Source organism: Amycolatopsis roodepoortensis (assembly GCF_024628825.1).
GTDB lineage: Bacteria > Actinomycetota > Actinomycetes > Mycobacteriales > Pseudonocardiaceae > Amycolatopsis > Amycolatopsis roodepoortensis.
Map to the genome: position 1 here is coordinate 1,715,266 of NZ_CP102415.1, position 25,452 is coordinate 1,740,717.

The 25,452-nt window shown below is 68.9% G+C and carries 18 protein-coding genes, 1 pseudogene and 1 riboswitch; of the genes and pseudogenes, 11 read left to right on the forward strand and 8 right to left on the reverse strand.

The window, feature by feature from the left end:
• Window positions 1-40: 40 nt before the first annotated feature.
• From NQK81_RS07805 to NQK81_RS07840, 8 genes and pseudogenes are all read left to right on the forward strand, one after another.
• A complete protein-coding gene (locus NQK81_RS07805; RefSeq protein ID WP_126731858.1) occupies window positions 41-880 on the forward strand; it encodes an enoyl-CoA hydratase-related protein in 840 nt (279 codons plus the stop codon).
• Window positions 877-1,485: an acetoacetate decarboxylase family protein gene (locus tag NQK81_RS07810; protein ID WP_257487679.1), complete on the forward strand. Its 609-nt coding sequence runs from the start codon at window positions 877-879 to the stop codon at window positions 1,483-1,485. The genes NQK81_RS07805 and NQK81_RS07810 overlap by 4 nt, the downstream gene beginning before the upstream one ends.
• Before the next feature lie 223 nt (window positions 1,486-1,708).
• A complete protein-coding gene (locus tag NQK81_RS07815) occupies window positions 1,709-4,711 on the forward strand; it encodes a ribonucleoside-diphosphate reductase subunit alpha (RefSeq protein ID WP_257487680.1) in 3,003 nt (1,000 codons plus the stop codon).
• A gap of 82 nt (window positions 4,712-4,793) precedes the next feature.
• Window positions 4,794-5,870, forward strand: coding sequence for a ribonucleotide-diphosphate reductase subunit beta (locus NQK81_RS07820; protein WP_126731854.1), 1,077 nt, complete (start codon window positions 4,794-4,796; stop codon window positions 5,868-5,870).
• A gap of 318 nt (window positions 5,871-6,188) precedes the next feature.
• Window positions 6,189-6,410, forward strand: a riboswitch (cobalamin riboswitch).
• Between the two features lie 101 nt (window positions 6,411-6,511).
• Complete coding sequence (gene metE / locus NQK81_RS07825) at window positions 6,512-8,785, forward strand: 5-methyltetrahydropteroyltriglutamate--homocysteine S-methyltransferase (protein WP_257487681.1); 2,274 nt, start codon at window positions 6,512-6,514, stop codon at window positions 8,783-8,785.
• 139 nt (window positions 8,786-8,924) lie between these two features.
• Window positions 8,925-10,370 (forward strand): cytochrome P450, encoded by a 1,446-nt coding sequence (locus NQK81_RS07830; protein ID WP_257487682.1) that lies wholly within the window; start codon window positions 8,925-8,927, stop codon window positions 10,368-10,370.
• A 227-nt stretch (window positions 10,371-10,597) separates the two neighbouring features.
• Window positions 10,598-12,415: pseudogene (locus NQK81_RS07835) on the forward strand (putative bifunctional diguanylate cyclase/phosphodiesterase).
• 114 nt (window positions 12,416-12,529) lie between these two features.
• A complete protein-coding gene (locus NQK81_RS07840) occupies window positions 12,530-12,994 on the forward strand; it encodes a peroxiredoxin (protein WP_257487683.1) in 465 nt (154 codons plus the stop codon).
• Here the strand turns inward: NQK81_RS07840 and NQK81_RS07845 are convergent.
• The 4 genes from NQK81_RS07845 to NQK81_RS07860 all read right to left on the reverse strand — a co-directional run bounded on the left by NQK81_RS07845 (window position 12,981) and on the right by NQK81_RS07860 (window position 16,857).
• Window positions 12,981-13,511, reverse strand: coding sequence for a GNAT family N-acetyltransferase (locus tag NQK81_RS07845; protein WP_257487684.1), 531 nt, complete (start codon window positions 13,509-13,511; stop codon window positions 12,981-12,983). The two genes, NQK81_RS07840 and NQK81_RS07845, sit on opposite strands and share 14 nt — an antisense overlap.
• 60 nt (window positions 13,512-13,571) lie before the next feature.
• The gene (locus NQK81_RS07850) at window positions 13,572-14,783 is read right to left on the reverse strand and encodes an LCP family protein (RefSeq protein WP_257487685.1); all 1,212 of its coding nucleotides are present in this window, start codon (window positions 14,781-14,783) and stop codon (window positions 13,572-13,574) included.
• A gap of 94 nt (window positions 14,784-14,877) precedes the next feature.
• Window positions 14,878-16,140 carry an SAM-dependent methyltransferase gene (locus tag NQK81_RS07855; protein ID WP_257487686.1) on the reverse strand — a complete coding sequence of 421 codons (1,263 nt, stop codon included), beginning with the start codon at window positions 16,138-16,140 and terminating at the stop codon, window positions 14,878-14,880.
• A 21-nt stretch (window positions 16,141-16,161) separates the two neighbouring features.
• Window positions 16,162-16,857 carry an alpha/beta hydrolase gene (locus tag NQK81_RS07860; RefSeq protein WP_257487687.1) on the reverse strand — a complete coding sequence of 232 codons (696 nt, stop codon included), beginning with the start codon at window positions 16,855-16,857 and terminating at the stop codon, window positions 16,162-16,164.
• Between the two features lie 131 nt (window positions 16,858-16,988).
• On the opposite strand from NQK81_RS07860, the gene NQK81_RS07865 reads away from it, so the two are divergent.
• Window positions 16,989-17,717: an SIS domain-containing protein gene (locus NQK81_RS07865; RefSeq protein ID WP_126731841.1), complete on the forward strand. Its 729-nt coding sequence runs from the start codon at window positions 16,989-16,991 to the stop codon at window positions 17,715-17,717.
• Window positions 17,718-17,900: 183 nt separating this feature from the next.
• Window positions 17,901-19,046, forward strand: coding sequence for a serine hydrolase domain-containing protein (locus NQK81_RS07870; protein ID WP_257487688.1), 1,146 nt, complete (start codon window positions 17,901-17,903; stop codon window positions 19,044-19,046).
• Window positions 19,047-19,285: 239 nt separating this feature from the next.
• Here the strand turns inward: NQK81_RS07870 and NQK81_RS07875 are convergent, their stop codons facing one another.
• Window positions 19,286-21,151, reverse strand: coding sequence for an ABC transporter ATP-binding protein (locus tag NQK81_RS07875; RefSeq protein WP_257487689.1), 1,866 nt, complete (start codon window positions 21,149-21,151; stop codon window positions 19,286-19,288).
• 146 nt (window positions 21,152-21,297) lie between these two features.
• Between NQK81_RS07875 and NQK81_RS07880 the strand changes: the two genes are divergently transcribed.
• Entirely contained in the window at window positions 21,298-22,599 is a 1,302-nt protein-coding gene (locus NQK81_RS07880) for a glycosyltransferase 87 family protein (RefSeq protein ID WP_257487690.1), read from the forward strand.
• Here NQK81_RS07880 and NQK81_RS07885 read toward each other — a convergent pair whose 3' ends face one another.
• The 3 genes from NQK81_RS07885 to NQK81_RS07895 form a co-directional block, all read right to left on the reverse strand.
• A complete protein-coding gene (locus NQK81_RS07885) occupies window positions 22,600-22,809 on the reverse strand; it encodes a helix-turn-helix domain-containing protein (protein ID WP_003071237.1) in 210 nt (69 codons plus the stop codon).
• Window positions 22,810-22,987: 178 nt separating this feature from the next.
• Entirely contained in the window at window positions 22,988-24,616 is a 1,629-nt protein-coding gene (locus NQK81_RS07890) for an ABC-F family ATP-binding cassette domain-containing protein (protein ID WP_034311834.1), read from the reverse strand.
• A gap of 141 nt (window positions 24,617-24,757) precedes the next feature.
• Window positions 24,758-25,426 carry an acVLRF1 family peptidyl-tRNA hydrolase gene (locus NQK81_RS07895; protein ID WP_257487691.1) on the reverse strand — a complete coding sequence of 223 codons (669 nt, stop codon included), beginning with the start codon at window positions 25,424-25,426 and terminating at the stop codon, window positions 24,758-24,760.
• Between the last annotated feature and the right edge of the window lie 26 nt (window positions 25,427-25,452).

A 25,452-nucleotide genomic window follows, 5' to 3' on the forward strand; every position in this document is an offset into this window, starting at 1 on the left:
TCTTATTGACACCTTGTCAACGTAGCCTTACTTTCACGTCATGAGCGCGTACGCCGAAATCACCTACGAGGTCGCCGACCGCATCGCGACGGTCACGCTCAACCGGCCCGAGGCCCGCAACGGCTACACCATCCGCATGGCCGACGAACTCGGCGACGCGATGGACCGGGCCGACCGCGACGAGGACGTCCGCGTGGTGATCCTGACCGGCAACGGCAAGGATTTCTCGGTGGGCGCCGACCTCTCGCAGGGCGGTTTCGACTTCGACCCCGAGTCCGGCCCGGACGCGGCGTGGCAGGAGCCGGCCGGACGCTGCTCGAAACGGATCTTCACGATGAACAAGCCGGTGATCGCGGCCCTGCGGGGCGCGGCCGTCGGCGGCGGCATCACGATCACGCTGTCCTGCGACTACCGGCTCGCGTCCACGGACTCCCGGTTCGGCTTCGTGTTCGTCCGCCGCGGGATCTACCCCGAAGGCGCGTCCGCGTGGTTCCTGCCGCGGCTCGTCGGGATGGGCACGGCACTCGACTGGATGATCAGCGGACGCGTCTTCGGCGCCGAAGAAGCGAAAGCCGCCGGGCTGGTCCACAGTGTCCACGAGCCCGAAGAAGTGCTCGGCAAGGCCCGCGAACTCGCCACCGAGATCGCCACGACCACGTCGCCGGTGTCGGTCGCCGTGACCCGGCAGCTGCTGTACCGGATGGCGAGCGCGGAGTCGCCGTTCCCCGTGCACGAACTGGACTCCCGGCTGATCGGCGGTCTGGGCTCCAGCCCGGACGCGGTCGAAGGGGTCATGTCCTTCCTGCAGAAACGACCACCGGAGTTCTCCATGCGCGTCGACACCGACCAGCCCGCTTACCTGCCGTGGCGGAACTCGTGACCGCCTATCCCCCCGAGCCCTGGAACCTGGCGGGTCAGGCGTACCTGTCGGTCTGGCGTGTCCCGGTGAGCGAACTCCCGGAACTGCCCGGCGGCGTCGAGCCGATCGCGCTGGGCGGCCGCGCCCAGGTGTTCACCGCGTGGATCGACTACCAGGAGCCCGGACAGCTTCGGTATCACGAGCTGCTGGCGACCGTCGCGGTCCGCGGCGAACGCCTCTCCAGCTCCATCACCGACATCTGGGTCGACAGCGAGGTCTCGCTCGCCGGCGGGCGGGCGCTGTGGGGCATCCCCAAGGATCTCGCCGCGCTCGATTTCACGCACGGGCGGACCTTCACGGCCTCGGCGGCCACCCACGAAGACTGGATCGCGACGGCGGCCTTCACGCCCCGCCCGAGTCTCCCGGTGCGGATGCCGGCGGCCTTCGACGTCGTCCAGATGCTGGACGGCCGTCTCAAAAGGAGCCCCGTCCGGGCGACGGCGCGTCCGCGCCCGGCGGCCGCGGACTGGCGGATCAACGAGTCCGGCCCGTTCGGCTTCCTCGCCGGTCAGCGGCCCGCGCTGAGCGCCTGCCTGCACGATTTCAAGATCGTCTTCGGCGGCTGACCAGCCGCTCAGCGTGATCGTCTAACCCGCCAGGGTGAGCCGACGACACGCCACCCATTGGGGCACGTGCAGCCTCCGACCCCTACATGTAGTCTCTGGGAACCGGTACCGCCCAGCGACGGGGAGACCGCTCGGGAGCGGTTGCCGGACAGCTTTGTGAACGTGCAGCGCACGGCCTTGTGAGGCCTTGTGGTGCTTCAACGCGCCCTTTTTGGAGTGACGCATGTCAGTCGATACCGGTCAGCGGCCGCCCTCGTCCCCGGACACCACGCCCGCGACCGTGCGAGTCATCCGGCGGGACGGCAGCGTGTCCCCCTTCGACGCGAACAAGATCTCGGTCGCCGTGACCAAGGCCTTCCTCGCCGTCGAGGGCGGTGACGCGGCCGCCTCGTCGCGGATCCACCACCTGGTCAAGGAATTGACCGAGCAGATCGAGACCACCTTGCTCCGCCACGCCGGTCCCGAGACCGCGCTGCACATCGAGCAGATCCAGGACATCGTCGAGCTCGCGCTGATGCGCGGCGAGCACCACAAGGTCGCCCGCGCGTACGTCCTGTACCGCGACGAGCGTGCGAAGGCCCGTGAGGCCGAGAAGCCCGCTTCGTCCGACGTCGCCATCAGCGTCAAGGCCGCCGACGGCTCGCTCCGCCCGCTCGACTGGGCCCGCGTCTCGCACGTCGTCGGCGAGGCCGTCGCCGGTCTCGAAGACGTTTCGGCCGAGCCGGTGCTGGCCGAGACCAAGCGCAACGTCTACGACGGCATCAGCGCCGACGAACTCGCCCTCGCCCAGATCATGGCCGCGCGCGTGCTCGTCGAGCAGGAGCCGAACTACTCCTACGTCAGTGCCCGGCTGCTCGCGGACAAGCTCCGCGGCGAGGCGCTCAGCTACCTCGCGGGCGTGCCGCAGCAGGCCAGCCAGGACGAGATGACCGCGCGGTACCCGCAGTACTTCCGCGACTACCTCAAGCGCGCCATCGAGCTGGAGCTGGTCAACCCCGAACTGCAGACCTTCGACCTGGACAAGATCACCGCGGCCATCCGCGCCGAGCGTGACCTCGACTTCGGCTTCCTCGGCCTGCAGACCCTGTACGACCGGTACTTCCAGCACCACGACGGCGTCCGTTTCGAGCTGCCGCAGGCGTTCTTCATGCGCGTCGCGATGGGCCTGGCGATCCGCGAGGATGACCGGGAAGCTCGTGCGATCGAATTTTATGAGCTGCTCTCGACGTTCCACTTCATGGCGTCCACCCCGACGCTGTTCAACTCGGGCACCACGCGCCCGCAGCTGTCGTCCTGCTTCCTGACCACCGTCGACGACGACCTGGACTCGATCTTCCAGGCGTACAAGAACAACGCGCTGCTGGCGAAGTACTCGGGCGGCCTCGGCAACGACTGGACCCCGGTCCGCGGCCTCGGCGCGCACATCAAGGGCACCAACGGCCAGTCGCAGGGTGTCGTGCCGTTCCTCAAGATCGCCAACGACACCGCGGTCGCGGTGAACCAGGGCGGCAAGCGCAAGGGCGCGGCCTGCGCGTACCTCGAGACCTGGCACGTGGACATCGAGGAATTCCTCGACCTGCGCAAGAACACCGGTGACGACCGTCGTCGCACGCACGACATGAACACCGCGAACTGGGTGCCGGACGAGTTCCTGCGCCGCGTCGAGGCCGACGCGCAGTGGACGCTGTTCTCGCCGAACGAGACCCCGGACCTGCACGACCTCTACGGCAACGCGTTCGCCGAGCGCTACCGCGAGTACGAGGCCGCCGCCGAACGTGGCGAGCTGAAGGTGTTCCGCAAGGTCCGCGCCGTCGACCTGTGGCGCCGCATGCTGACCATGCTGTTCGAGACCGGCCACCCGTGGATCACCTTCAAGGACCCGTGCAACCTGCGTTCGCCGCAGCAGCACGTGGGTGTCGTGCACTCGTCCAACCTGTGCACCGAGATCACGCTGAACACCACCACCGACGAGGTCGCGGTCTGCAACCTCGGCTCGGTGAACCTGCTCAAGCACGTCACCCCCGAGGGCCTCGACACGAAGCGCCTCGAGAAGACCGTGCGCACGGCCGTCCGCATGCTCGACAACGTGATCGACATCAACTTCTACACGATCCCGGAGGCGCGCCGCTCCAACCTGCGCCACCGCCCGATCGGGCTGGGCCTGATGGGCTTCCAGGACGCGCTGTTCGAGATCGGTGTCCCGCTGTCCTCGGACGAGGCCGTCCAGTTCGCGGACACCAGCATGGAGCACATCAGCTACTACGCGATCTCGGCCTCGACCGACCTCGCCGAGGAGCGCGGCCAGTACCAGACGTTCGAGGGTTCCTTGTGGAGCAAGGGAATCCTGCCGATCGACTCGATGCAGCTCCTGATCGACGCGCGACAGGGCGACGCGCTCGACGTCGACACCTCGTCCACTTTGGACTGGGCGCCGCTGCGCGAGCGGGTCAAGACCGTCGGTATGCGCAACTCCAACGTGATGGCGATCGCGCCGACCGCGACGATCTCCAACATCTGCGGGGTCGGGCAGTCGATCGAGCCGCTGTTCCAGAACCTGTTCGTCAAGTCGAACATGTCCGGTGACTTCACCGTGGTGAACCCGCACCTGGTCCGCTCGCTCAAGGAGCGCGGGCTGTGGGACGAGGTCATGGTGTCGGACCTGAAGTACTTCGACGGCAGCCTCGGCCAGATCGACCGCGTGCCGGACGACCTGAAGGCGCTGTACGCGACCGCGTTCGAGATCGAGTCCAAGTGGCTGGTGGACGCCGGTTCGCGGCGCCAGAAGTGGATCGACCAGGCGCAGTCGCTGAACCTGTACATCGCGGCGCCCAGCGGCCGCAAGCTCGACGAGCTGTACCGCTACGCCTGGCACAAGGGCCTCAAGACCACGTACTACCTGCGGGCGCGGTCCGCGACGCACGTGGAGAAGAGCACCCTGCGCGGCACCGACGGCAAGCTGAACGCGGTCTCGGCCACCCCGGCCCCGGCCGCACCTTCGGCACCCAAGCCTGCCGCCCCGGCCCCGGCTCCCGCCGCTTCGCCCGCCCCGTCGGCTTCCGCCGCGGTCTCGCCGTCGCCCGCCGCCGCGGTCCCGGCCGTCCCGGTGACCGCCCCGGCCGCCAAGCCGGAGCCGAAGGAGATGCCGCAGGTCTCGGACGTCGACTTCGTCGCCACCGACGGCGCCGCCTGCCGGATCGACGACCCCGACTGCGAAGCCTGCCAGTGACCGCCCGTCGTGAGTGGCGATTCGTGTTCTAACCCGAATCGCCACTCACGACCCACCCGACCCACACGTGAAGTGAGCCTTTATGACCACCTTTGACGCCTCCGCCGACGCCACCGGCCTCGGTGAGATCGAAGTCGGCGCCGCCCGCATCAACGTCGACGACAAGCGGATGATCAACGCCCGCGCCGACGTCAACCAGCTGCTGCCGATGAAGTACACCTGGGCGTGGGAGAAGTACCTCGCCGGCTGCAACAACCACTGGATGCCGACCGAGGTCGCCATGCAGGCCGACATCGCGCTGTGGAAGTCGCCCGACGGCCTCACCGAGGACGAGCGCACCATGCTCAAGCGCAACCTCGGCTTCTTCGCCACCGCGGAATCGCTGGTGGCCAACAACATCGTGCTCGCGGTGTACCGGCAGATCACCAACCCCGAATGCCGCCAGTACCTGCTGCGCCAGGCGTTCGAGGAGGCCGTGCACACGCACACCTTCCAGTACATCTGCGAAAGCCTCGGCCTGGTCGAGGGCGAGCTGTTCAACATGTACCGCGAGGTCCCGTCCATCTCGGACAAGGACGCGTGGGCGCTGAAGTACACGCAGAACCTGGAGAACCCGGACTTCGAGACCGGCACGCCGGAAGCCGACCAGGCCTTCCTGCGCGACCTCGTCGCGTTCTACGTGATCTTCGAGGGCATGTGGTTCTACACCGGCTTCGCGCAGATCCTCTCGCTCGGCCGCCGGAACAAGATGGTCGGCATCGCCGAGCAGTACCAGTACATCCTGCGCGACGAGTCGATCCACCTGAACTTCGGCATCGACTGCATCAACCAGATCAAGATCGAGAACCCGCACCTGTGGACCGAGGAGTTCCAGGCCGAGGTCCGCACCATGCTGACCGAGGCGTGCGAGCTCGAGGTCGCCTACGCCCGCGACACCATGCCGCGCGGCATGCTCGGGCTCTCGGCCGAGCTGATCGAGCAGTACATGCACTTCATCACCGACCGGCGGGCGCAGCAGATCGGTCTCGCGCCGATCTTCGGCGAGACCGAGAACCCGTTCCCGTGGATGTCGGAGGCGATGGACCTCAAGAAGGAGAAGAACTTCTTCGAGACCCGCGTCATCGAGTACCAGTCGGGCGGCGCCCTCGACTGGGACTGACCCCCCACACGCAACTCGCGCGCTCGAACACGTAACTCACGTGATCAGACACGTAACTCGCGTGATCAGACACGTAACTCACGTGATTGAGCGGCGAACTCACGTGATCAGACGGACGACACGCCGGGCGGCCTCCGCCCGGCGTGTTCCGTTTCCAAACACGCGAGTTACGCCCTCAATCACCCGAGTTACGCCCTCAATCACCCGAGTTACGCCCCCGATCACGCGAGTTCGTCGTTCAATCACGCGTGTCGTCCGTCTGGTCACGCGTGGCGTCCGGTTCGTCACATGTCCAGCGGGCCACTGGCGCGCCTCGGTACGCTCCAGGGTGCTACTGGTTCGCCCGGCCTCCCCGGCCGGTCGAGGTAACAGGGAACCCGGTGCGAATCCGGGACTGCCCCGCAGCGGTATGTGGGAACGAAAGCCGTCACCGTGCGAGACACGGTAAAGCACTGGGCATGGCGTCCCGGGAAGCGACGGCCGGTAGGCGCGAGCGAGTCGCCCACGAGTCCGAAGACCTGCCCGTGGTACGCGCGCCGACGGCGTGCGTGAGTCCGGGCCTCGTGGGATGGGCGCGACCGAACGGCGGTCACTCCTGCGCGCGCTCCGGGCTCTCACGACAAGCTCGCGAGGAGAGAGCTGTGACCGAAATCGGCACGACAGTGCTGGGCTACCCCCGGATCGGACCGGACCGGGAACTCAAGCGTTCACTCGAACGCTACTGGGCGGGCAAGATCGACGAGGCCGAACTGCTGGCCACCGGCCGCGCGCTGCGCACCCGGACCTGGCGGGAACTCAAGGCCGCGGGACTGGATTCCTTCCCCTGCAACACCTTCTCCCACTACGACCAAGTGCTCGACACCGCCGAGCTGTTCGGAGCGCTACCGAAGCGCTTCACCACGCTCGGCCTCTCGCCGCTCGACACCTACTTCGCCGCCGCACGCGGGGTGCAGGACGCGCCGGCGATGGAGATGACGAAGTGGTTCGACACGAACTACCACTACATCGTCCCCGAACTCGGCCCGGACACGACGTTCTCGCTCGCCGGCACCAAACCGCTCGACGAATACCGCGAGGCCCGCGCGGTCGGCGTCGAGACCCGGCCGGTGCTGGTGGGTCCGGTGACGTTCCTGCTGCTCGCGAAGCCGTCGGAGGCCGCTCCGGAGGGCTTCCGCCCGCTGGACCTGCTCGACGACCTCCTCGACGGCTACGTCGAGCTGCTGCGCCGTCTGCACGACGAAGGCGTCGAGTGGGTCCAGTTCGACGAGCCCGCCTTCGCGGCCGACCGCACCGAGCGGGAGCTCAACGCGCTCATCCGCGCCTATCACCGGCTCGCGAAGGAGACCGCGCGGCCCAAGATCCTGGTCGCCGGGTACTTCGGCGGTCTCGGTCGCGGCTTGGGCGTGCTCGCCCGTTCCCCGATCGACGCGATCGCCGTCGACCTCGTCACCGATGAGTCCTTTGTGGACGCTGTCGCCGCCGAGCCCGCCTTGCGGGACAAGGAGGTTCTCGCCGGTGTCGTGGACGGACGCAACGTGTGGCGCACGGATCCGGCCCGCGCTCTCAGCCGGGCGGCGACCCTGCTGGGCACCGCGCGGTCGGTCAGCGTGTCGACGTCGTGCTCACTGCTGCACGTGCCCTACGACGTCGAGCGGGAGGACGGGCTCCACCCGCGTCTCAAGGGCTGGCTCGCCTTCGCCAAGCAGAAGGTCGACGAGGTCGTCCTGCTCGGGCGCGCACTGAAGGAAGAGGGGGTCGACCTCTCCACCGCCCGTGCCGCGGCCGCGGATCGCGCGGCGGCGGCCGATCTGGCCGACTCCGGGGTGCGCGCCCGGCTGGAGGCGCTGCGGCCGGAGGACACCGTCCGCTCCCCCTACGCCCGGCGCGCGGCGGCGCAGCAGGCCGCGCTGGATCTGCCGCCGTTGCCGAGCACCACGATCGGCTCGTTCCCGCAGACCACCGAGGTCCGCAAAGCGCGGGCGGCGCACAAGGCGGGTTCGCTGGACGACGCGGGCTACGAGGCCGCGATGAAGGCCGAGATCCGGCGCGTCATCCGGCTGCAGGAAGACCTCGGCCTGGACGTGCTGGTGCATGGCGAGCCCGAGCGCAACGACATGGTGCAGTACTTCGCCGAGCGGCTGGCGGGCTTCGCGGCCACCGACTTCGGCTGGGTGCAGTCCTACGGTTCGCGCTGCGTGCGGCCGCCGATCCTGTACGGCGACGTCTCGCGTCCCGAGCCGATGACCGTCGAGTGGGCGCGCTACGCGCAGAGCCTGACCGACAAACCCGTCAAGGGCATGCTGACCGGTCCGGTGACGATCCTGGCGTGGTCGTTCGTCCGCGACGACCAGCCGCTGGGCGAGACCGCCCGCCAGGTGGCGCTGGCCATCCGCGACGAGGTGCACGACCTCCAGGCAGCGGGCATCCGCGTCATCCAGGTGGATGAGCCTGCCCTGCGGGAACTGCTCCCCCTGCGCGCCGCGGCGCATGAGGCGTACTTCGCGTGGGCCGTTTCGTCGTTCCGCCTCGCGACGTCCGGGATCGACGACGCGACGCAGATCCACACGCATATGTGCTACTCGGAATTCGGCGACGTGGTCAAGGCGATCGACGCGCTCGACGCCGACGTCACCAGCATCGAGGCCGCGCGGTCGAAGATGGAGGTCGTCACCGACCTCGGCGCGGCGGGCTTCGGCCGCGGCGTCGGGCCGGGCGTCTACGACATCCACTCGCCGCGAGTCCCCGGCGTCGACGAGGTCAGCGGGCTGCTGCGGACCGCGGTCGGCGCCGTGCCCGCCGAGCGGATCTGGGTCAACCCGGACTGCGGCCTGAAGACCCGCGGCTACGCCGAGGTCGAGCCGGCCCTGCGGAACCTCGTCGCGGCCGCCCGCACGGTCCGCGCCGAACTGGCCTGACCGGTCCGTGAAGGCCTCCTTCCCGACCCTCGAGGTAGTGAAGGAGGCCTTCACGGAACTTCCATCGAGGTATTGTCAGGACGTCAACAAGGGTGCGATGGTGGAGCGGTAACCGATCTCAGCGGGGAGATGGTCACCCATGGCGAACGCTGTCGAAAAGGTCACCGGGGCGCTGCGCGAGCGGGTCCCGCCGCTCACCTCGATCCCCCTGCCACGTTCGGTCGACCAGCGCTGGCTCGGCGCGACGTGGCCGGTCCGCGAACTCGCGCCCGCTCCTCCCGGCCTCAAACCCGTCCTCGGCGACGAGGGCCCGCCGGTCATCGGCCACGCGCTGGACTTCATGCGTTTCGGCATCGAGTTCGGCCTGAAACGCTACGAGACCTACGGCCCCGTCTCGTGGATGGGCGCGTTCGGCCGCCGCATCGTCGCGCTCACGGGCCCGGAGGCGACGCAGATCGCGTTGGTGAACAAGGACAAGGCCTTCTCCCAGGAGGGCTGGAAGTTCTTCATCGAGCAGTTCTTCGACCGCGGCCTGATGCTGCTCGACTTCGGCGAGCACCACCTGCACCGCCGGATCATGCAGGCGGCGTTCACCCGGCAGCGGCTCACCGGCTACGTCGACCAGATGGGACCGGCCCTGCGCGAGGGCGTCGCCGCGTGGGCGGACCGGCCGAACCCGCGGATCTACTGGTCCCTCAAGCAACTCACGCTCGACGTCGCGACGCGTGTGTTCATGGGCATGCGGTCCGGCGACGACGCGGCCTCGATCAACCGCGCGTTCGTGAACTCCGTGCGCGCCGGCACGGCCATCGTGCGCTTTCCCGTTCCCGGCGGCCGCTGGGCGGCGGGCCTGCACGGCCGCAAGGTCCTCGAACGCTACTTCTCGGCGAACCTGCCCGCGAAACGGGCGGGCGACGGCGACGACCTCTTCACCGCGCTGTGCCACGCCACCACCGAAGACGGTGACCGCTTCACCGACTCCGACGTCGTCAACCACATGATCTTCCTGATGATGGCCGCGCACGACACGTCGACGATCACCAGCGCCGCCGCCGTCTACCACCTCGCCAAGAACCCCGAGTGGCAGGAACGCGCGCGTCAGGAGTCCCTCTCGCTCGGCGACGACGTGCCGGACATCGAGGTGCTGGAGACGTTGACGACGCTGGACCTGGTGATCAAGGAATCCCTGCGGCTGGTGGCTCCGGTTCCTTCCCTCACCAGGAAGACCGTGAAGGACACCGAGGTCCTCGGGCATTTCATTCCCGAAGGGACACTCGTCGGGGTTTCCCCCACCGTCAACCATTTCTCGCCCGAGCACTGGACCGACCCGATGCGTTTCGACCCGGACCGCTTCGGCGAGGCACGCCGTGAGGACAAGTCGCACCGCTACGCGTGGATGCCGTTCGGCGGCGGCGCGCACAAGTGCATCGGCCTGCATTTCGGGACGTTCGAGGTGAAGGCGCTGCTGCACGAGATGCTGCGGGCGTATCGCTGGTCGGTGCCGGAGGACTACACCGCACGCTGGGATTACGTGTCCCTGCCGGTTCCGGCGGACGGCCTGCCGATCCGCCTGCGGTCTCGATGAGGCCACACCACTATCGAGTACTCTTGGTAACTTCCGGTCACCACTCGTGTAGCAGCGATCACCCTTTCAGCCGGTAGACACCCCGGATCGCGCATGATGCCGTGGCACTACACCCGGCCGGCTCATACCTAGTGTGGGCCCATGGGCTCGGACACCCGGTCTGAGCTGGCCATCGACCGCGCATTAAGAGGTGAAGTGTGCCCGAACCTGGTTCCGCGCCAGGGTTGGTGGACGTCGCTCGGAGATGGGCCGAGACGCTCGCTGACACTAAAGGAGTATCGCTTCCCAAGGAGCAACTCGAACAACTGCTGCTCGGTGTCGCCAAGGACGCCGTCCTGGTCGAGCCCGACCATCAGCCCGCCGTGCTGCGCTTCTCCAAGCTCTATTCCGCTTCTCCCATCGGGATCGCCCTCGCCGACGCCAACGGCGTGATCGTGGAGGCGAACGCCGCGCTCGGCCGTCTCCTCGGCTGCCGTCCCACGGCGCTGCGCGGCCGGGAGATTCCCGATCTCGGCTCGGCCGACCACGACGTCGCCCGCCTGCGGAACGCGCTCGCACAGCTCATGACGCACGGTCAGCCGACGCAGCAGGAACGCCTGCTGGTGAAGCACAGCGAGGAGGGCTCGCTCTGGGTCGACGTGACCCTGACCGACCTCCCGGGTGACCGGCCCGGTTCGGCCTATCCGGTGCTGATGGTCGCCGACGCCAACGAGATCCACCTGCTGCAGGAACGGCTGCTGCACCAGAACGTGCACGACCCGCTGACCGGCCTGCCCAACGCCACCGCCTTCGGCAACGCCCTCGAAACCGCGCTTGCCGGGTCCGGCGGCGATTAGGTCGCGCTCGTCTACCTCGACGTCGACGGCTTCAAGGTGATCAACGACGGTCTCGGGGCCGGCGTCGGCGACCAGGTACTGCGCGGAGTCGCGAAGAAGCTCAAGGCGGTCTTCTCTGGCCGGTACGAGGGATCGGTCGCCCGGCTGTCCGGAGACGGGTTCGCCGTCCTGCTGCGCGGCGACTTCACCTCGCCGCAGGTGATCGCCTTGGTCGAGCAGGCCTTGGAAGAACTGGTCGAGCCGATCTACCTCGGCGGGCACGGGATCGGGGTCAGCGCGAGTGCGGGCATCGTCGTGCGCCCGGTCGCCGAAGGCGGTCCCGAAGACCTGCTTCGCGCCGCGGAAATCGCCCTGCACCGCGCCAAGGAGGCGGGCAAGGCGCAGTGGATGCTGTTCGATCCGGAACTCGACGCGCGTGACCGGAGCCGCTACCAGCTCGGCGCGGTCATCGCCGGCGCGCTGGAGAACGGCGAGTTCTCGCTGATCTACCAGCCGACGGTGAAGCTCGCGAATCCCGACCAGCTGGCCGCGGTCAACGCCGGATTGCGCTGGAGCCACCCGGAGAAGGGCGAACTGGACTCGGACGAGTTCTATCCGCTCGCGCAGATCACCGGGATGACCATCCCGCTCGGCCGGTGGCTGCTGGCCGAATCGCTCGCCGCCACCGCGCGATGGCGGAACAGGTTCGGCGAAGCCGCGCCCGACGTCTGCGTGCGGCTGCCGAACCGGCTGGCCATCGAGCCCGATCTGGTGCTGCTGGTCAAGGAACAGCTCGACCGGCACAACCTGCCTGCCCAGGCGCTGCGGCTGTGCACGGACCGCGAATCCATCCTCGACGAAGGCGGCGAGGTGCTCGACTCCTTCGCCGTACTGGCCGATCTGGGCGCCCAGCTGGTGCTGACCATCTCCGGTTCGGACGATCTGGAGCTGATCCCGCGGCACGGCCTGCCGGTTCGCCACGTGATCCTGTCCGGCGCGGTCGTCGACGCGCTGGCCGACGGCGAGGACGAGGCCGACGTGCGCCACCTGTGCCAGCTGGTCGCCAGGGCCAAGGAGCTGAAGCTGCGTATCGGCGCGGAAGGCGTCCACAGTCACGAACAGGCCGAACGGCTGCGGCGGTACGGCGTGCTCGCGGCGCGTGGTTCGTTCGTGGCGGATTCCGCGACCGGGGACGAGGTCGACGAGCTCATCGAACGGCACGCCCACTGAGCTGTGTTCTCCGGTGAACCCGCGACCGCGATCGACGTCGGCAGGGCGGGCTCGCGCCCGGTCACTTCCCCGGGCAGACCTCACCTCCGCCCACTGACGTGACAGGATCGGTCCATGGACCAAGGTGACATCGCCCCGGACTTCACCCTGCCCGACGACAAGGGCGAACAGCGCACGCTGTCGGACTTCCTCTCGTCCGGCCCGGTAGTGCTGTTCTTCTACCCCGCCGCGATGACGAGCGGCTGCACCGCGGAGAGCTGCCACTTCCGCGACCTGGCCGCGGAATTCGCCGAGGTGGGCGCGCACCGCGTCGGCATCAGCCCGGACGCCGTCGCCAAACAGCAGGAGTTCTCGGCCAAACACGGTTTCGACTATCCCCTGCTGTCCGATGTGGACGGTGTGGTGGCGAAACAGTTCGGTGTCTGGCGCAAGTTCAGCCCGCTGCACGCCAAACGGCACACCTTCGTCATCGACACCGACCGCAAGGTGCTCGAAGTGATCAAGAGCGAGCTGAAGTTCACCGTGCACGCCGACAAGGCCCTCGCGGCCCTGCGGGAGCGCAAGGCTAAACGCGCTTAAGCCGCCAGATCCGGTTGACGCCCGCGCAGGCGGGAGCGAGCGGCGGTTCGGCGGCCTCGTCGCCGGTCATCGTGAACCCCAGCCGCGCGGGCACGGCACCGCTCGCGAGGTTCTTCTCGTCGTGCCGGATCTCGACCTCCGGCGCGCCGAGCCGGAAGGCCTCGGCGGTCAGGAGCCGCGCGGCCCTGGTCGCGTAGCCGCGGCCGGTGTGGTGCCTGCCGAGCCAGTAGCCGATCTCGATCCGGTCCGGATGCGTGATCATGCCGGCGCCGCCGACGAGGTCTTCCCCGGCGAGGATCGCGAAGTCGTAGGTCTTGCCCTCGGCCCAGTTCTTCGCGGTGTTCTCCAGGAAGTCGGCGGCTTCGCGACGGCCGTACCCGTAGGCGGCCCAGATCATCCACGCGCCGAGGTGCGCGGCCGAATCCCCCGCGACGGCGGCGAGGGTTTCGAGCTGCTCCGGCTGCCAGCGGCGCAGGGTGACGGCTTCGTCGGCGAGGGTCTCGGCGGGCGTTTCCATCCGCCCATGGTGACTCGCCTTCGTGCCGGGCGCCTCCGGTTTTCGGAGGCCTCCATCGGATCAGGTCAGGATCGCGCTGTCCGGGATCTCCGTGTCGTTCTTCAGCGCGTCGAACAGCAGCTTCGACTTCGTCTTGTCCCAGTTCTCCGCCGAACCGCTGGTCACCGGCACCGTCGTGGTGACGACGCCGCCCGAGGAGATCCCGCGCATCGCCAGCGCCAGCCCCACCAGGTTGTGCACGTGGTCGCCCGAATCCATCGTCAGCGCGTCCGGCGCCGTCGACAGCAGCGGGAACAGCGAGAACGGGTTGAGCAGGGTGCCGGGGCTGCCGATCTCGCTGACCATCGCGCCGATGAACTTCCGCTGGTTGGCCACGCGGTCGAGGTCGGAACGCGGGGTGGCCTCGCTGTGCCGCATGCGGACGAACCCGAGCGCCTGCGGCCCCTGGAGGTCCTGGCAGCCCGCGGGGATCTTGATCTTGGTGAGGGTGTCCTCCATCGGCTTGTCCACGCACATGTGGACCCCGCCGATCGCGTCGACGATCTTCGCGAAGCCGCCGAAACCGATCTCGGCGTAGTGGTCGATGCGCAGGCCGGTGGCGCCTTCGACGGTCTGCGCGAGCAGCGTCGGGCCGCCGATCGAGAACGCCGAGTTGATCTTGTTCTTCCCGTGCCCTGGGATGGTCACCTGCGAGTCGCGCGGGAGGCTCAGCAGCGTCGGTTTGACGCTGTTGGACGGGATGTGCGCGATCATGATGGTGTCGGTCCGCTTGCCGCCACCGGCGGCCTTGCTGTCCCCGGTGACGAGCTTTTCCTGCTCCTCGGGGGTCAGCCCGTCCCGGCTGTCGGAGCCCACGATCAGCCAGTTGGTGCCTTCGGCCGCGACGGGGCGGCCGGAGTAGTCGGCCAGCGCGTCGACGCGGTTGATGGAGAACTCCAGGTACACCCACACGCCGGCGAGGAACACCACGAACACGGTCAGCAGGGTGAGCAGCACCTTGCCGAAGCCCCAGCGCTTACGCCGCCGCGGCGGGCGCGCGTCGTCCGTCGGGCGCCCCGGAGGGGGCTGCGGCGGGCCTGGACGGCGCGGGGGCGGGCCGGCGGGCCGCTCCTGGCCGCCGTGCCCCATGGGCCTGGTCCGCTCGTCGTACGGGCTGCTCCCCCGGCCCGGCAGCGGCATCATCTGCGCGGGCTGATGCCGCCGGGGGCGGCCGGACGGCGGCCGCTGCGGCGGCGGCATCCGTCGCCCTCGGTCGTCGCCTCCATACGTCATGCCGAATCACCCGTCCCGATCTCGCGTGTAGGGCCCAGTCAACCGCAGACCCTAGGTGAAGGACGTCCGGCACCCCGCATCGGTTGGGTGGAGCTCACCGTCCGTTTTCGGCGAATCCGAACTGGTGGACCTTGAGGTACCCCGAACGGAACCCCGCTTCGGAGTACGCCAGATAGAACTCCCACATCCGCTTGAAGACGTCGTCGAAGCCCAGTTCGGTGATTTCGTCCCACCGCTGGGTGAACTTCTCGCGCCACACCCGCAACGTCCGGGCGTAGTCCTGGCCGAACTCGCGCACGCCGTGCAGTTTCAGCCGGGTGTGCGCCAGCACACCCTGTTCGATCGACGTGGTCGACGGGATGAGCCCGCCGGGGAAGATGTACTTGTGCACCCAGGTGTAGGACCGGGCCGCGGCGAGCATGCGTTCGTGGTCCATGGTGATGGCCTGGAGCCCGAACCTGCCACCCGGCTTCAGCCGCTTCCCGATGGTCTCGAAGAACGCGGGCCAGTAGGACTCGCCGACGGCCTCGATCATCTCGACGCTGACCACGGCGTCGTACTCGCCGGTCGAGTCGCGGTAGTCGCACAGCCGGACGTCGACGCGGTCGGCGAAGCCCGCCGCCGCGATGCGCTCGGTCGCCAGCTTCGCCTGCTCCTCGGAAATGGTCAGTGACGTGACCGTGGCCCCGCGCGCGGCCGCCCGGATCGAGAGTTCGCCCCAGCCGGTGCCGATCTCGAGCACGGTGCTGCCTTCGCGGACCCCGGCGTAGTCGAGGACGCTGTCGATCTTGCGGTGCTGGGCGGCGGTGAGGTCGTCGTCCGGGCCGAACAACGCCGACGAGTACATCATCGACGGGTCCAGGAACGCGCCGAACAGGTCGTTGGACAGGTCGTAGTGGCGATGGATGTTCGCCCGCGCGCCCTCGACGGTGTTCTCCTCGCCCGCGGGGTGGCCGCGGTCGACGAACCGGCGGAACCGTTGCAGCAGCGGCGGGATGAGCGTCGCCATCCGTTCCGCGAACGGGGTCAGCACCTCGGCGAGCGCGTCGCTCGTCCAGTCGCCGACCATATAGGCCTCGCCGAAGCCGATCTTCGCGTCCACGCCGAGGCGGTGGAAGAAGGCGGCGGGGCGGTTGAGCCGCATCTCGGGCGCGTCCGGCCCGCCCGCGCCGAGCTGCGAACCGTCGGGCATGCGCACGCGGACGTTCAGCGGGCGCACCGCGTGCCGGAACAACTGTTCGGCGATCCGCGCCCGGAAAGGGGAATGCGGCGGGGTGGCCAGCCCCGGCCACCGGTTTTCGTCAGGGGTGGGCGGGCCGGACGAACCGGCCGTCCGATCGACGCTCGACGTGGACATGAGAACTCCCTCCCGCCCGGTCTAGACCGGGATCCGCAGCCGTTCCGAGCTCGGCCGCCCCCAGGCGCCGCTCAGCGTTTCGTCGGTTCCCCCTGCTTCGATCAGCTCCAGGGTGAAAGCCCGAACGAGCCGGTTCCAGACGCGAGACCTTCGTAGCATCGCGTGCCCTTCGCCGCCTATTTCAAATCGCGCGGACCGCGATGTCACCTTTTCGGCGCGCTCCGCGAAAGCGTGTGACGCCACGGGATCGGTCATCCGGTCCTTGGTCCCGTGCGCGATGAGCACGGCACGGCCGCCGACGGCGTCGATGGGTTCACCCGGTGGTGTCCACGGTGCCAGCGCGCAGACGCCGATGACGGCCGGATCGTCGGCGACGCGCAGCGCGACCCGTCCGCCCATCGAATGGCCGACGAGGATCACCGGAACGCCCGGATGGTCTTCGCGGACGCGTTCCAGCGCCCAGCGCGCGTCGGCGAGCGCGTCGGTGCCGTGGTCGTTCCAGCCGTAGATCCGGTTGCGCAGGAGGCGCACCTCGACCCCGTGCGTCCGGCCCGCCCGGTGGACGTCCTTCGCCAGCGGCACCATCCGCTGGTACGCCAGCCGCCACGGCGCCACGCGGGCATGACTGTGCTCCGCGCCGCCGTGCAGGACCAGCACCACGCCGTTCACCCGGCCGCGTGCCCGCCAAGTCCGCACCGCGGGATCAGCCTCGCTCACCCTGGACCCTCCAGTCTCCGAAACCCCGGCCGCAGTGATCGGGTCAACCTCGATCATGACCCGATGTATTCCACTTCGGCCATTGGTCCACGCGATACATTCGTCGCTGATCTCCAGACGGAAGGGCGGATGTGGTGAGCACCACCGAACGTTGTGCAGGCGTCGCCGAACGGCTCGCGGAGGCCGAACGGAGTAACGCGGAGCAGATCCGGAAGTCGGCGGAGCTGATCCTGGGGGTCATCCGGGCGGACGCCCTGGTGTTCACCGCCGGGGCCGGGCATTCACTGGCCGCGGTCGCCGAGACCTTCTACCGGGCGGGCGGGCTCGCCTGCGTGTACCCGGTCTACCACCCCGAACTGCTGCCCCTGCACGGCGCGCAGCACAGCACCAAGACCGAACGCCGCTCCGGGCTGGCCGAAGAGGTGCTGGCCGAGCGCGCGCCGGGCCCGGACGACCTGCTGGTGGTGTTCTCGACGTCGGGGGTCAACCCGTATCCGGTCGAACTGGCCGCCGGCGCCCGCAAGCGCGGGGCGTCGGTCATCGCCGTGAGTTCGGCCGCGTCGGTGGCCGCGGCGCCCAAACGCGCGGCCACGACGCTCATCGAAGAGGCGAGCATCGTGCTCGACTCCCACGTCCGTCCCGGGGACGCGAGCTACCCGGCGGACGCGCCGCGGACCGCGCCGCTGTCCACGGTGATCAACGCGTTCCTGTGGAACCTCGTGCTCGCCGAGGTCGTCGATCTCGGTGCGGCGCAGGGCGTCGACATCCCGCTGTGGCGCAGTTCCAACGTGGACGGTGGCGACGAGGCCAACGCCGCGCTGCTCGCCAAGTACGGCGCCCGGGTTCCGGCTCTCCGCTAGCGCGTGTTTCACAAGCCTGTTCGATGGACTTCGTGATCCAGGTGCAGTCAGGGACCGCCTGGGCGCGAAGACCGCGAACCTGGCGCATGAAGCTCCACCGCGCGGACGAGTTTCCTTGACTCGTCCGCGCGGGACTTCTACGGTCACATACCGACCGGTCGGTGTCCGCAGGAGGTCCGTGCCATGACCGAGATCCACGGCGAGTGCGCGGCGGGCTTCGAACCCGTCCGCGCCGCCTTCGAGGAGAACTTCGCCCGACGCGACGAAATCGGCGCCGCGTTCTCGGTGACCCGGCACGGCGAGACCGTGGTCGACCTCTGGGCGGGCTGGGCCGATCCGGACCGCACGACCCCCTGGCGGGCCGACACGCTCACCAACGTCTGGTCGACCACCAAGGGCATGACCGCGCTCTGCGCGCACCACCTCGCCGACGCCGGGCTGCTCGACCTCGACGCGCCGGTCGCGAAGTACTGGCCGGAGTTCGCGGCGGCGGGCAAACGGGAGATCCCGGTGCGCTGGCTGCTTTCGCACCGCTCGGGGGTGACCGGGATCGGTCTCGAGCGGCCGGTGACGGTGAAGGAACTGTACGACTGGGACCACATCACCGGGCTGCTCGCCGCCCAGGCACCGCTCTTCGAGCCGGGCACCGCCAGCGGCTATCACGCGTTGTCGTTCGGGTTCCTCGTCGGCGAGGTGATCCGCCGGGTGAGCGGGCAGGACGTCCGCGCGTACTTCGCCCGGCACATCGCCGGCCCCCTGGACGCGGATTTCCGGATCGGCCTGGACTCCGAAGCCGATCTGGCGCGCTGCTCCACCCTCGTCGAACCCGTGCTCAGCGACGAGATGACAACCGCGCTGACGCAGGCGTTCGCCAACGCCGGCCCGGTCGCCCTCGCGGCGCTGGCGAACCCGCGCGTGCAAGGCCGCGACGCCAACAAACCCGAGTGGCGGCGCGCGATCCTGCCCGCCCTGAACGGGCACGGCACCGCCAGGGCCATCGCGACCATCTACGGAGCACTCGCCTCGGGCCGGCTGCTTTCGGCCGGAGCGCTCGCGACCGCCCGCGAAGGACAGGGCCGCGAGGCCGACCTCGTCGGGGGGCTGGGCAACGAATGGGCGCTGGGCTTCTACCTCGGCAGCGAGGAACGCGGTTTCGGACCGAACCCGCGCGCCTTCGGGCACGACGGGTTCGGCGGCTCGTCCGGTGGCGCGGATCCCGAAAGCGGGATCGCCTTCGGCTACACGATGAACCGGATGGGTCCGCTGATGCGGGACGATCCGCGGAAGATGGCGCTGGTGAACGCGACCTTCGCCGCCCTGCGGTCCTAAATGGGCTCGGCACCGGCGCCCGTGCGCGCCTGAAGTACATGAAGGCCCCCTTCATTGCGCCTGGCGCAAGGAAGGGGGCCTTCATGTACTGGGAGGCAAGGTGTGAAGGTCGAGTTTCCTCGGCTGAGTCAAGGGAAGGGGTCCTTCACGCGCGACGCTGTACCTGCTGTGGTGGCTGAAGGTGGTGAAGGCCTCCTTCACCACCCCACCCGAACCGCCACTCACGACCGACCCGAGGGTCACGCTGCCGCGGGTTCCTCCGAGAACTGCGTCAGGTACAGCGCCGCGTAGCGCCCTTCGCGCGCGAGAAGCTCTTCGTGCGTCCCCCGCTCGACGATCCCCCCGTGCTCGATGACCAGGATCTGGTCGGCCGCCCGGACCGTCGACAACCGGTGCGCGATGACCAGCGCGGTCCGCCCGTCGAGCGCGTCGGTCAGCGCCTCGCCCACGGCCGCCTCGGACTGCGAGTCCAGATGCGCGGTCGCCTCGTCGAGGACGACGACCCTTGGCTGCGCCAGCAGCAGCCGGGCGATGGTCAGCCGCTGCCGCTCCCCGCCGGAGAGCCGGTAACCCCGCTCCCCCACCACGGTCTCCAGCCCGTCCGGTAGTTCCCGGAGCAAGTCGGCCAGCCGTGCCTTCTCCAGCGCCGCCCAGATCTCGGCGTCGGTGACGCCGGGCCGCGCGTACTCGAGGTTCGCGCGGATCGTGTCGTGGAAGAGGTGCCCGTCCTGGGTCACCACACCGACGGTTTCCCGCAGCGACGCGAAACTCAGGTCGCGAACGTCCACATCGGACAGTTTGACCGACCCGGCGTCGACGTCGTAGAGACGCGGCAGCAGCGAGGCGATCGTCGACTTGCCCGCGCCGGACGAACCGACCAGCGCCACCATCTGCCCGGGTTCCGCGCGGAAGCTGATGCCGTGCAGCACCTCCTCGCCACCCCGGTGATCCAAAGTGGACACGTCCTCCAGCGACGCCAGCGAGTACCGGTCCGCCGCCGGGTAGCCGAACCGGACGCCGGAGAACTCCACCGAGACCGGGCCTTCGGGAACGCGGCGCGGCTCCGGCTTCTCTTCGATCATCGGCTTGAGGTCGAGCACCTCGAAGACCCGCTCGAACGACACCAGCGCGGTCATCACGTCCACCCGGACGTTCGCCAGCGCGGTGAGCGGCGAGTACAGCCTCGTCAGCAGCAACGCGAGCGCCACGACGGTGCCGGGTGCGAGTGCCCCGGTCAGCGCGAGATAGCCGCCCAAACCGTAGACAAGCGCCTGCGCGAGCGCGGAAACCGTGGTCAGGCTGGTGAGGAACCAGCGCGTCAGCATCGCCGTGCGCACGCCGATGTCGCGCACGCGTCCGGCCCGCGCCCCGAACTCGCCGGTCTCGCGCTCCGGGTCGCCGAACAGCTTGACCAGCGTCGCGCCCGGCGCGGAGAACCGTTCGGTCATCTGCGTGGTCATCGACGCGTTGAGCCCGCCGGCCTCCCGCTGCAGCTCGGCCATCCGCCGCCCGAGGCGCCGCGTCGGCAGGATGAACACCGGCAGCAGCACCAGCGCCAGCAGGGTGACCTGCCACGACAGCGTCACCATGACCACGAGCGACAGTACGAGCTGGATCACGTTGGTGACCAAACCGGACAGTGTCGCGGTGAACGTCCGCTGCGCGCCGATGACGTCGTTGTTGAGCCTGCTCACCAGCGCGCCGGTGCGGGTGCGCGTGAAGAAGGCGACCGGCATCCGCTGCACGTGGCGGTACACCGCGAGCCGCAGGTCGAGGATGATCCCCTCGCCGATCCTCGACGACTGCGCCCGTTCGGCCAGCCCGAGCCCGGCGTCGATCAGCGCCAGCACGGCGATCACGACGGCGAGCCACACCACGAGCGAGACGTCGTGCCCGCCGACGATCGCGTCGACCACCTTCCCTGCCAGCACCGGGGTGCTGACCGCCAGCACCGCCGAGACGACGGTGAGCGCCAGGAATATCAGCAGCCTCCGCCAGTGCGGCCTGGCGAACCGCGCGACCCGGCGCAGCGTGCCCTTGTGCAGCCCCTTCGGAACGTCGGCCGACTTCATCGCCGAGTTCATCAGCGACCAGGTGTTGTCCATGAGAACCCTCTCTTTGCCCCCAGAACCTCGATAATAGTCGAGGGTTTTCCCGGATATACGCATGACCAACACCGGAACACACCGGATGCTTCCCGGTTTCCGCGTCCTCTTTCCGGCGGATGCCGCCGCGTCGGTAGCCTGAGCCGGTGACCACCGACCCAGACCGGCGACGACTGACCATCGACCTGGTCTTCTACACGGGATGCCTGATCTTCGCCGTCGTGAACACGGCCGTCGCGGAGTTCTACGGCTATCGCGTGTGGGCGAACTTCGCTGTAGCGGGTTACGGCCTCGCCGTGGTCCACACCGGCTGGCTGGCGATCGCCGCCCGGCGCGGCAAGCCGCTGTCCGGCGCGCTCGGTTCGCGGTGGATCGGTATTGGCGCCATCGGCCTGTTCGCCATGATCCTTCCGTTGGGAATGCTCGTCATTCGCCGTCTGACCGGAGTGGACTGGCTCGTCACGCCGAACTCCTGGGCCGCGCAGCCCGAGGTCTGGGTGATCGAGCGGTCGGCGAAACTCCTTCTGGAGAACGGAACCCCGTACGTCGACGTCACCGCACTCGGTCGCGCGGTGGAAGTAAACGATTACACGCCATACGGTCCGGTGATGACCGTCTTCGGCCTGCCGCGCGCCCTCTTCGGCGGCGGACCGGTCGCGGACGCCCTCACCGACGCGCGCTGGATGTTCGCGCTGGCGGCCGTCGCGTGCGTGCTGCTGACGCTGCGGCTGCTGAAATGGCCGAAAATCCCGGTCAGCGCCGCGCAACTCGCGCTCGCCTGCCCGCTGACGGCGCTGACCTGGGCGGTCGCCGGCCCGGATCTGGCCATCGTCGGGCTGCTGGTGCTGTCCTTCGCACTGGCCGCGACCGGACGCGCGATCCTGTCGGGTCTGGTGCTGGCCTTGGTGGTCAGCGCGAAACTCATCGTCGCGCCCGCGATCGTGGTGCTGGGTGTCCTGTTGATCACGCGCCGTGGCCCTCGCGCACTCGGCGGATTCGCCGCGGCACTCGTGGTGACGACCCTCGTCCTGCACGTGCCCGTCTACCTGGTCGACCCCAAGGCGTTCGCCGAGCACGTCTTCCGGTTCCCGATGGGAATCGGCGTGATCAAGTCACCGGCGGCGAGCCCGTTGCCCGGCCACCTCATCGCCTCGCTCGGCCCGGTGGGCACGGCGGTTTCCTTCGTCCTGCTCGGGATCGCCGCCGTCGCGATCCTGGTCTGGTTGCTGCGCCGTCCGCCCTCGACCGGCTCGGACGCGCTGCTGCGCATGGCTGTCGGGCTCGTCGCGCTGATCATGCTCACTCCGGCGACGAGGTACGGCTACCTGGTGTATCCGCTGGTCCTGCTCGGTGCCAGGCTGGTGTTCCTGGCCGCGGAAACCCGTGAAACAGCGGTCCCTGGAAAGGGAACTGCGCCCCCCGCGCAGCAGTCCGCTACTTCCTCGTGACTACTTCTTCTTGACCCTGGTGGCACCGCCACGGCCGCGCAGCTGGACGCCGGACTCCGAGAGGACCCGGTGCACGAACCCGTACGAGCGACCCGTGGACTCCGCGAGAGCGCGGATGCTCGAGCCCTTCTCGTATTTCTTCTTCAGGTCAGCGGCCAGCTTGTCACGCGTGTTGCCGGTGATCCGCGCGCCTTTCTTGAGATCAGCCACGTCGATCGCCTTCCCGCCGAGAGTGTTCTGGGCCACATAACGGCCCCTGTCGCCGCAATGATCGAACACTGAGCGCCGGAATGCCAGACGACGAGCGCAAAACTGCTGAAACCGCGATCACATTGGGCCATTTCAGTGGCCGGATGGCATCGATCAAGCACCCGAACGGACGCAGGCCTCACGCAAGCTGGACAAGTTCCAGATAATCCGCCGACCAATGGTCCTCGGTGCCGTCCGGCAGGAGGATCACGCGTTCCGGCTCCAGCGCCTCGACGGCGCCCGGGTCGTGCGTGACCAGGACGACGGCTCCGGCGAAGCTGCGCAAGGCGTCCAGGACCTGGGCGCGGCTGGCCGGGTCCAGGTTGTTCGTCGGCTCGTCGAGCAGCAAAACGTTGGCAGCGCTGGACACCAGCCCCGCGAGCGCGAGCCGCGTCTTCTCGCCGCCGGAGAGCGTGCCGGCGGGCTGATCGAGCTGCTCGCCGGTGAACAGGAACGAGCCGAGAAGGTTCCGCAACTCCTGCGCGCCGGTGTCCGGCGCGAGGTGACGGATATTTTCCCACACGGACGCGTCATGGTCGAGAGTTTCATGTTCCTGTGCGTAATAGCCCAGACGCAATCCGTGACCTGGAATGGTCTCGCCGGTATCCGGAGTTTCCATTCCGCCGAGCAGCCGGAGCAATGTGGTCTTTCCGGCACCGTTCAATCCGAGCACGACGACCTTCGACCCGCGGTCGATGGCGAGGTCGACTCCGGTGAAGATCTCGAGCGAGCCGTAGGACTTCGACAGCCCCTCCGCGGTGAGCGGTGTCCGGCCGCACGGGGCGGGCTCGGGGAACTTGATCCGGGCGACCTTGTCGGCCTGCCGGGTCTCGTCGAGCGCGGAGAGCATCTGCTCGGCACGGCGGGCCATGTTCTTGGCGGCCACGGCCTTCGTCGCCTTGGCGCCCAGTTTGGCGGCCTGCTGCTGCAGCGCGGACGCCTTCTTCTCGGCGTTCGCGCGCTCGCGGCGGCGCCGCTTCTCGTCGGTGGCGCGCGCGTCGAGGTAGCGCTGCCAGCCCATGTTGTAGAGGTCGAGCTCGCCTCGGGTCGCGTCGAGGAACCACACCTTGTTGACGACGTCCGCGAGCAGTTCGACGTCGTGGCTGATGACCACGAGACCGCCGTCGTGCTGCTTCAGGAAACCGCGAAGCCAGTTGATGGAGTCGGCGTCGAGGTGGTTGGTGGGCTCGTCGAGCAGCAGGATCGTCTCGGATTTCCCGCCGGCGCCCGCCTCGGCGGCGGCGAACAGGATCCGGGCCAGCTCGACACGGCGGCGCTGACCACCCGAGAGCGTCTGCAGCGTCTGCTCGAGCACCCTGTCGGCAAGGCCGAGGTTGGAGCAGATCCGCGCGGCCTCGCTCTCGGCGGCGTACCCACCGAGAGAGGCGAAGCGCTCTTCGAGACGGCTGTAGCGGTTGACCGCCTTGTCGCGTTCCTTCTCGTCCGCCAGCTCCGACATCGCGGTCTGCGCCTTTTCCATGTTGCGCAGCAAGGTGTCGAGGCCACGCGCGGAGAGCACGCGGTCCTTCGCGGTGACGGACAGATCGCCCTCGCGCGGGTCCTGCGGGAGGTAGCCGAGCTCGCCGCTGCGGCGGACCTCGCCCGCGTACGGCTCACCCTCCCCCGCCAGCACCTTGAGCGAGGTGGTCTTGCCGGCGCCGTTGCGGCCGACCAGGCCGATGCGGTCGCCCTGCTGGATGCGGACGTTGGTGTCGTCGAGCAGAATGCGCGAGCCGGCGCGCAGCTGCAGGCCAGAGGCCGTGATCACGGGAACTCCCGGTAAAAGGTGGATGAGCGGACAGCTTCGACTCGTCTGCCGTCGGGCAGACGAGGAGCTCACTCCAAGAGGATGTCCACGCGATCAGTGTACGGGCCGGTGTCGAACGGTTTTATCCGACCGTGCGCGACGTCACGGCCCGGAGAGGGTGATTTCGACCGCGACAGCCCGCTCCGCCGCGTCTTCGAGCACCGTGCGGCGCGGTTCGGCGATGTCGAGGACGCGGGCCTCGGCACGCTGGAACAACGACGCGAGACGCTTGTCCTCGCGCAGGGATTCCAGGGCGCGGCGGTCACCACCGAGTACGACCGCGTCCACTTCGGACAGTTGCGGGACGAGCACCTCGAAGGCGTCGTCCGCGGCGGAACGAAGCGCCGAGCGCGCCTGCCCTTCCCGCCTCCGCGCGAACCGTTGCTGAGACCAGCCGCCCGCCGCGGAACGGCCCTGGACGAGATGGCGGTCCGTCCTGGACTGGACGACCACTCCCCCGCGCGCGATCCCGACGCTGTGCCCGCCGCGGCGCACCAGCAGGAGCGCGATCCTCCGCGAGATCAGCGCGTGGTCGATGAGCGGGCCGACGGCGAGACCCGGCACGGTTCCTTCGGCGTTCAGCGGTCCGAAAGGGACGGTCGCGACGGCCACCACGCCGTTGCCCGCGACGACGGTGACGGTGCGGGGGCTCAGCTCGGTCTCGCGGACGCCATCGTTGCGGACGGCGAAACGGGCGTACCAGCCTTCGAGGCGATCCGGCGCGATCTCGACCGCCCGCCCCCCGCCTGCCACCTGCCGCTCCCTCGCCATGGGTCCAACGTACGGGGCTCGGCGCG

What these genes read in the sequence shown, in the direction of transcription:
- NQK81_RS07815 (WP_257487680.1), top strand. Translation starts at nt 1,709, where the DNA reads ATGTCAGTCGATACCGGTCAGCGGCCGCCCTCGTCCCCGGACACCACG.
- NQK81_RS07895 (WP_257487691.1), bottom strand. Translation starts at nt 25,426, where the DNA reads ATGGCGAGGGAGCGGCAGGTGGCAGGCGGGGGGCGGGCGGTCGAGATC.
- NQK81_RS07845 (WP_257487684.1), bottom strand. Translation starts at nt 13,511, where the DNA reads ATGGAAACGCCCGCCGAGACCCTCGCCGACGAAGCCGTCACCCTGCGC.
- NQK81_RS07870 (WP_257487688.1), top strand. Translation starts at nt 17,901, where the DNA reads ATGACCGAGATCCACGGCGAGTGCGCGGCGGGCTTCGAACCCGTCCGC.
- NQK81_RS07855 (WP_257487686.1), bottom strand. Translation starts at nt 16,140, where the DNA reads ATGTCCACGTCGAGCGTCGATCGGACGGCCGGTTCGTCCGGCCCGCCC.
- NQK81_RS07850 (WP_257487685.1), bottom strand. Translation starts at nt 14,783, where the DNA reads ATGACGTATGGAGGCGACGACCGAGGGCGACGGATGCCGCCGCCGCAG.
- NQK81_RS07840 (WP_257487683.1), top strand. Translation starts at nt 12,530, where the DNA reads ATGGACCAAGGTGACATCGCCCCGGACTTCACCCTGCCCGACGACAAG.
- NQK81_RS07805 (WP_126731858.1), top strand. Translation starts at nt 41, where the DNA reads ATGAGCGCGTACGCCGAAATCACCTACGAGGTCGCCGACCGCATCGCG.
- NQK81_RS07830 (WP_257487682.1), top strand. Translation starts at nt 8,925, where the DNA reads ATGGCGAACGCTGTCGAAAAGGTCACCGGGGCGCTGCGCGAGCGGGTC.
- NQK81_RS07820 (WP_126731854.1), top strand. Translation starts at nt 4,794, where the DNA reads ATGACCACCTTTGACGCCTCCGCCGACGCCACCGGCCTCGGTGAGATC.
- NQK81_RS07875 (WP_257487689.1), bottom strand. Translation starts at nt 21,151, where the DNA reads ATGGACAACACCTGGTCGCTGATGAACTCGGCGATGAAGTCGGCCGAC.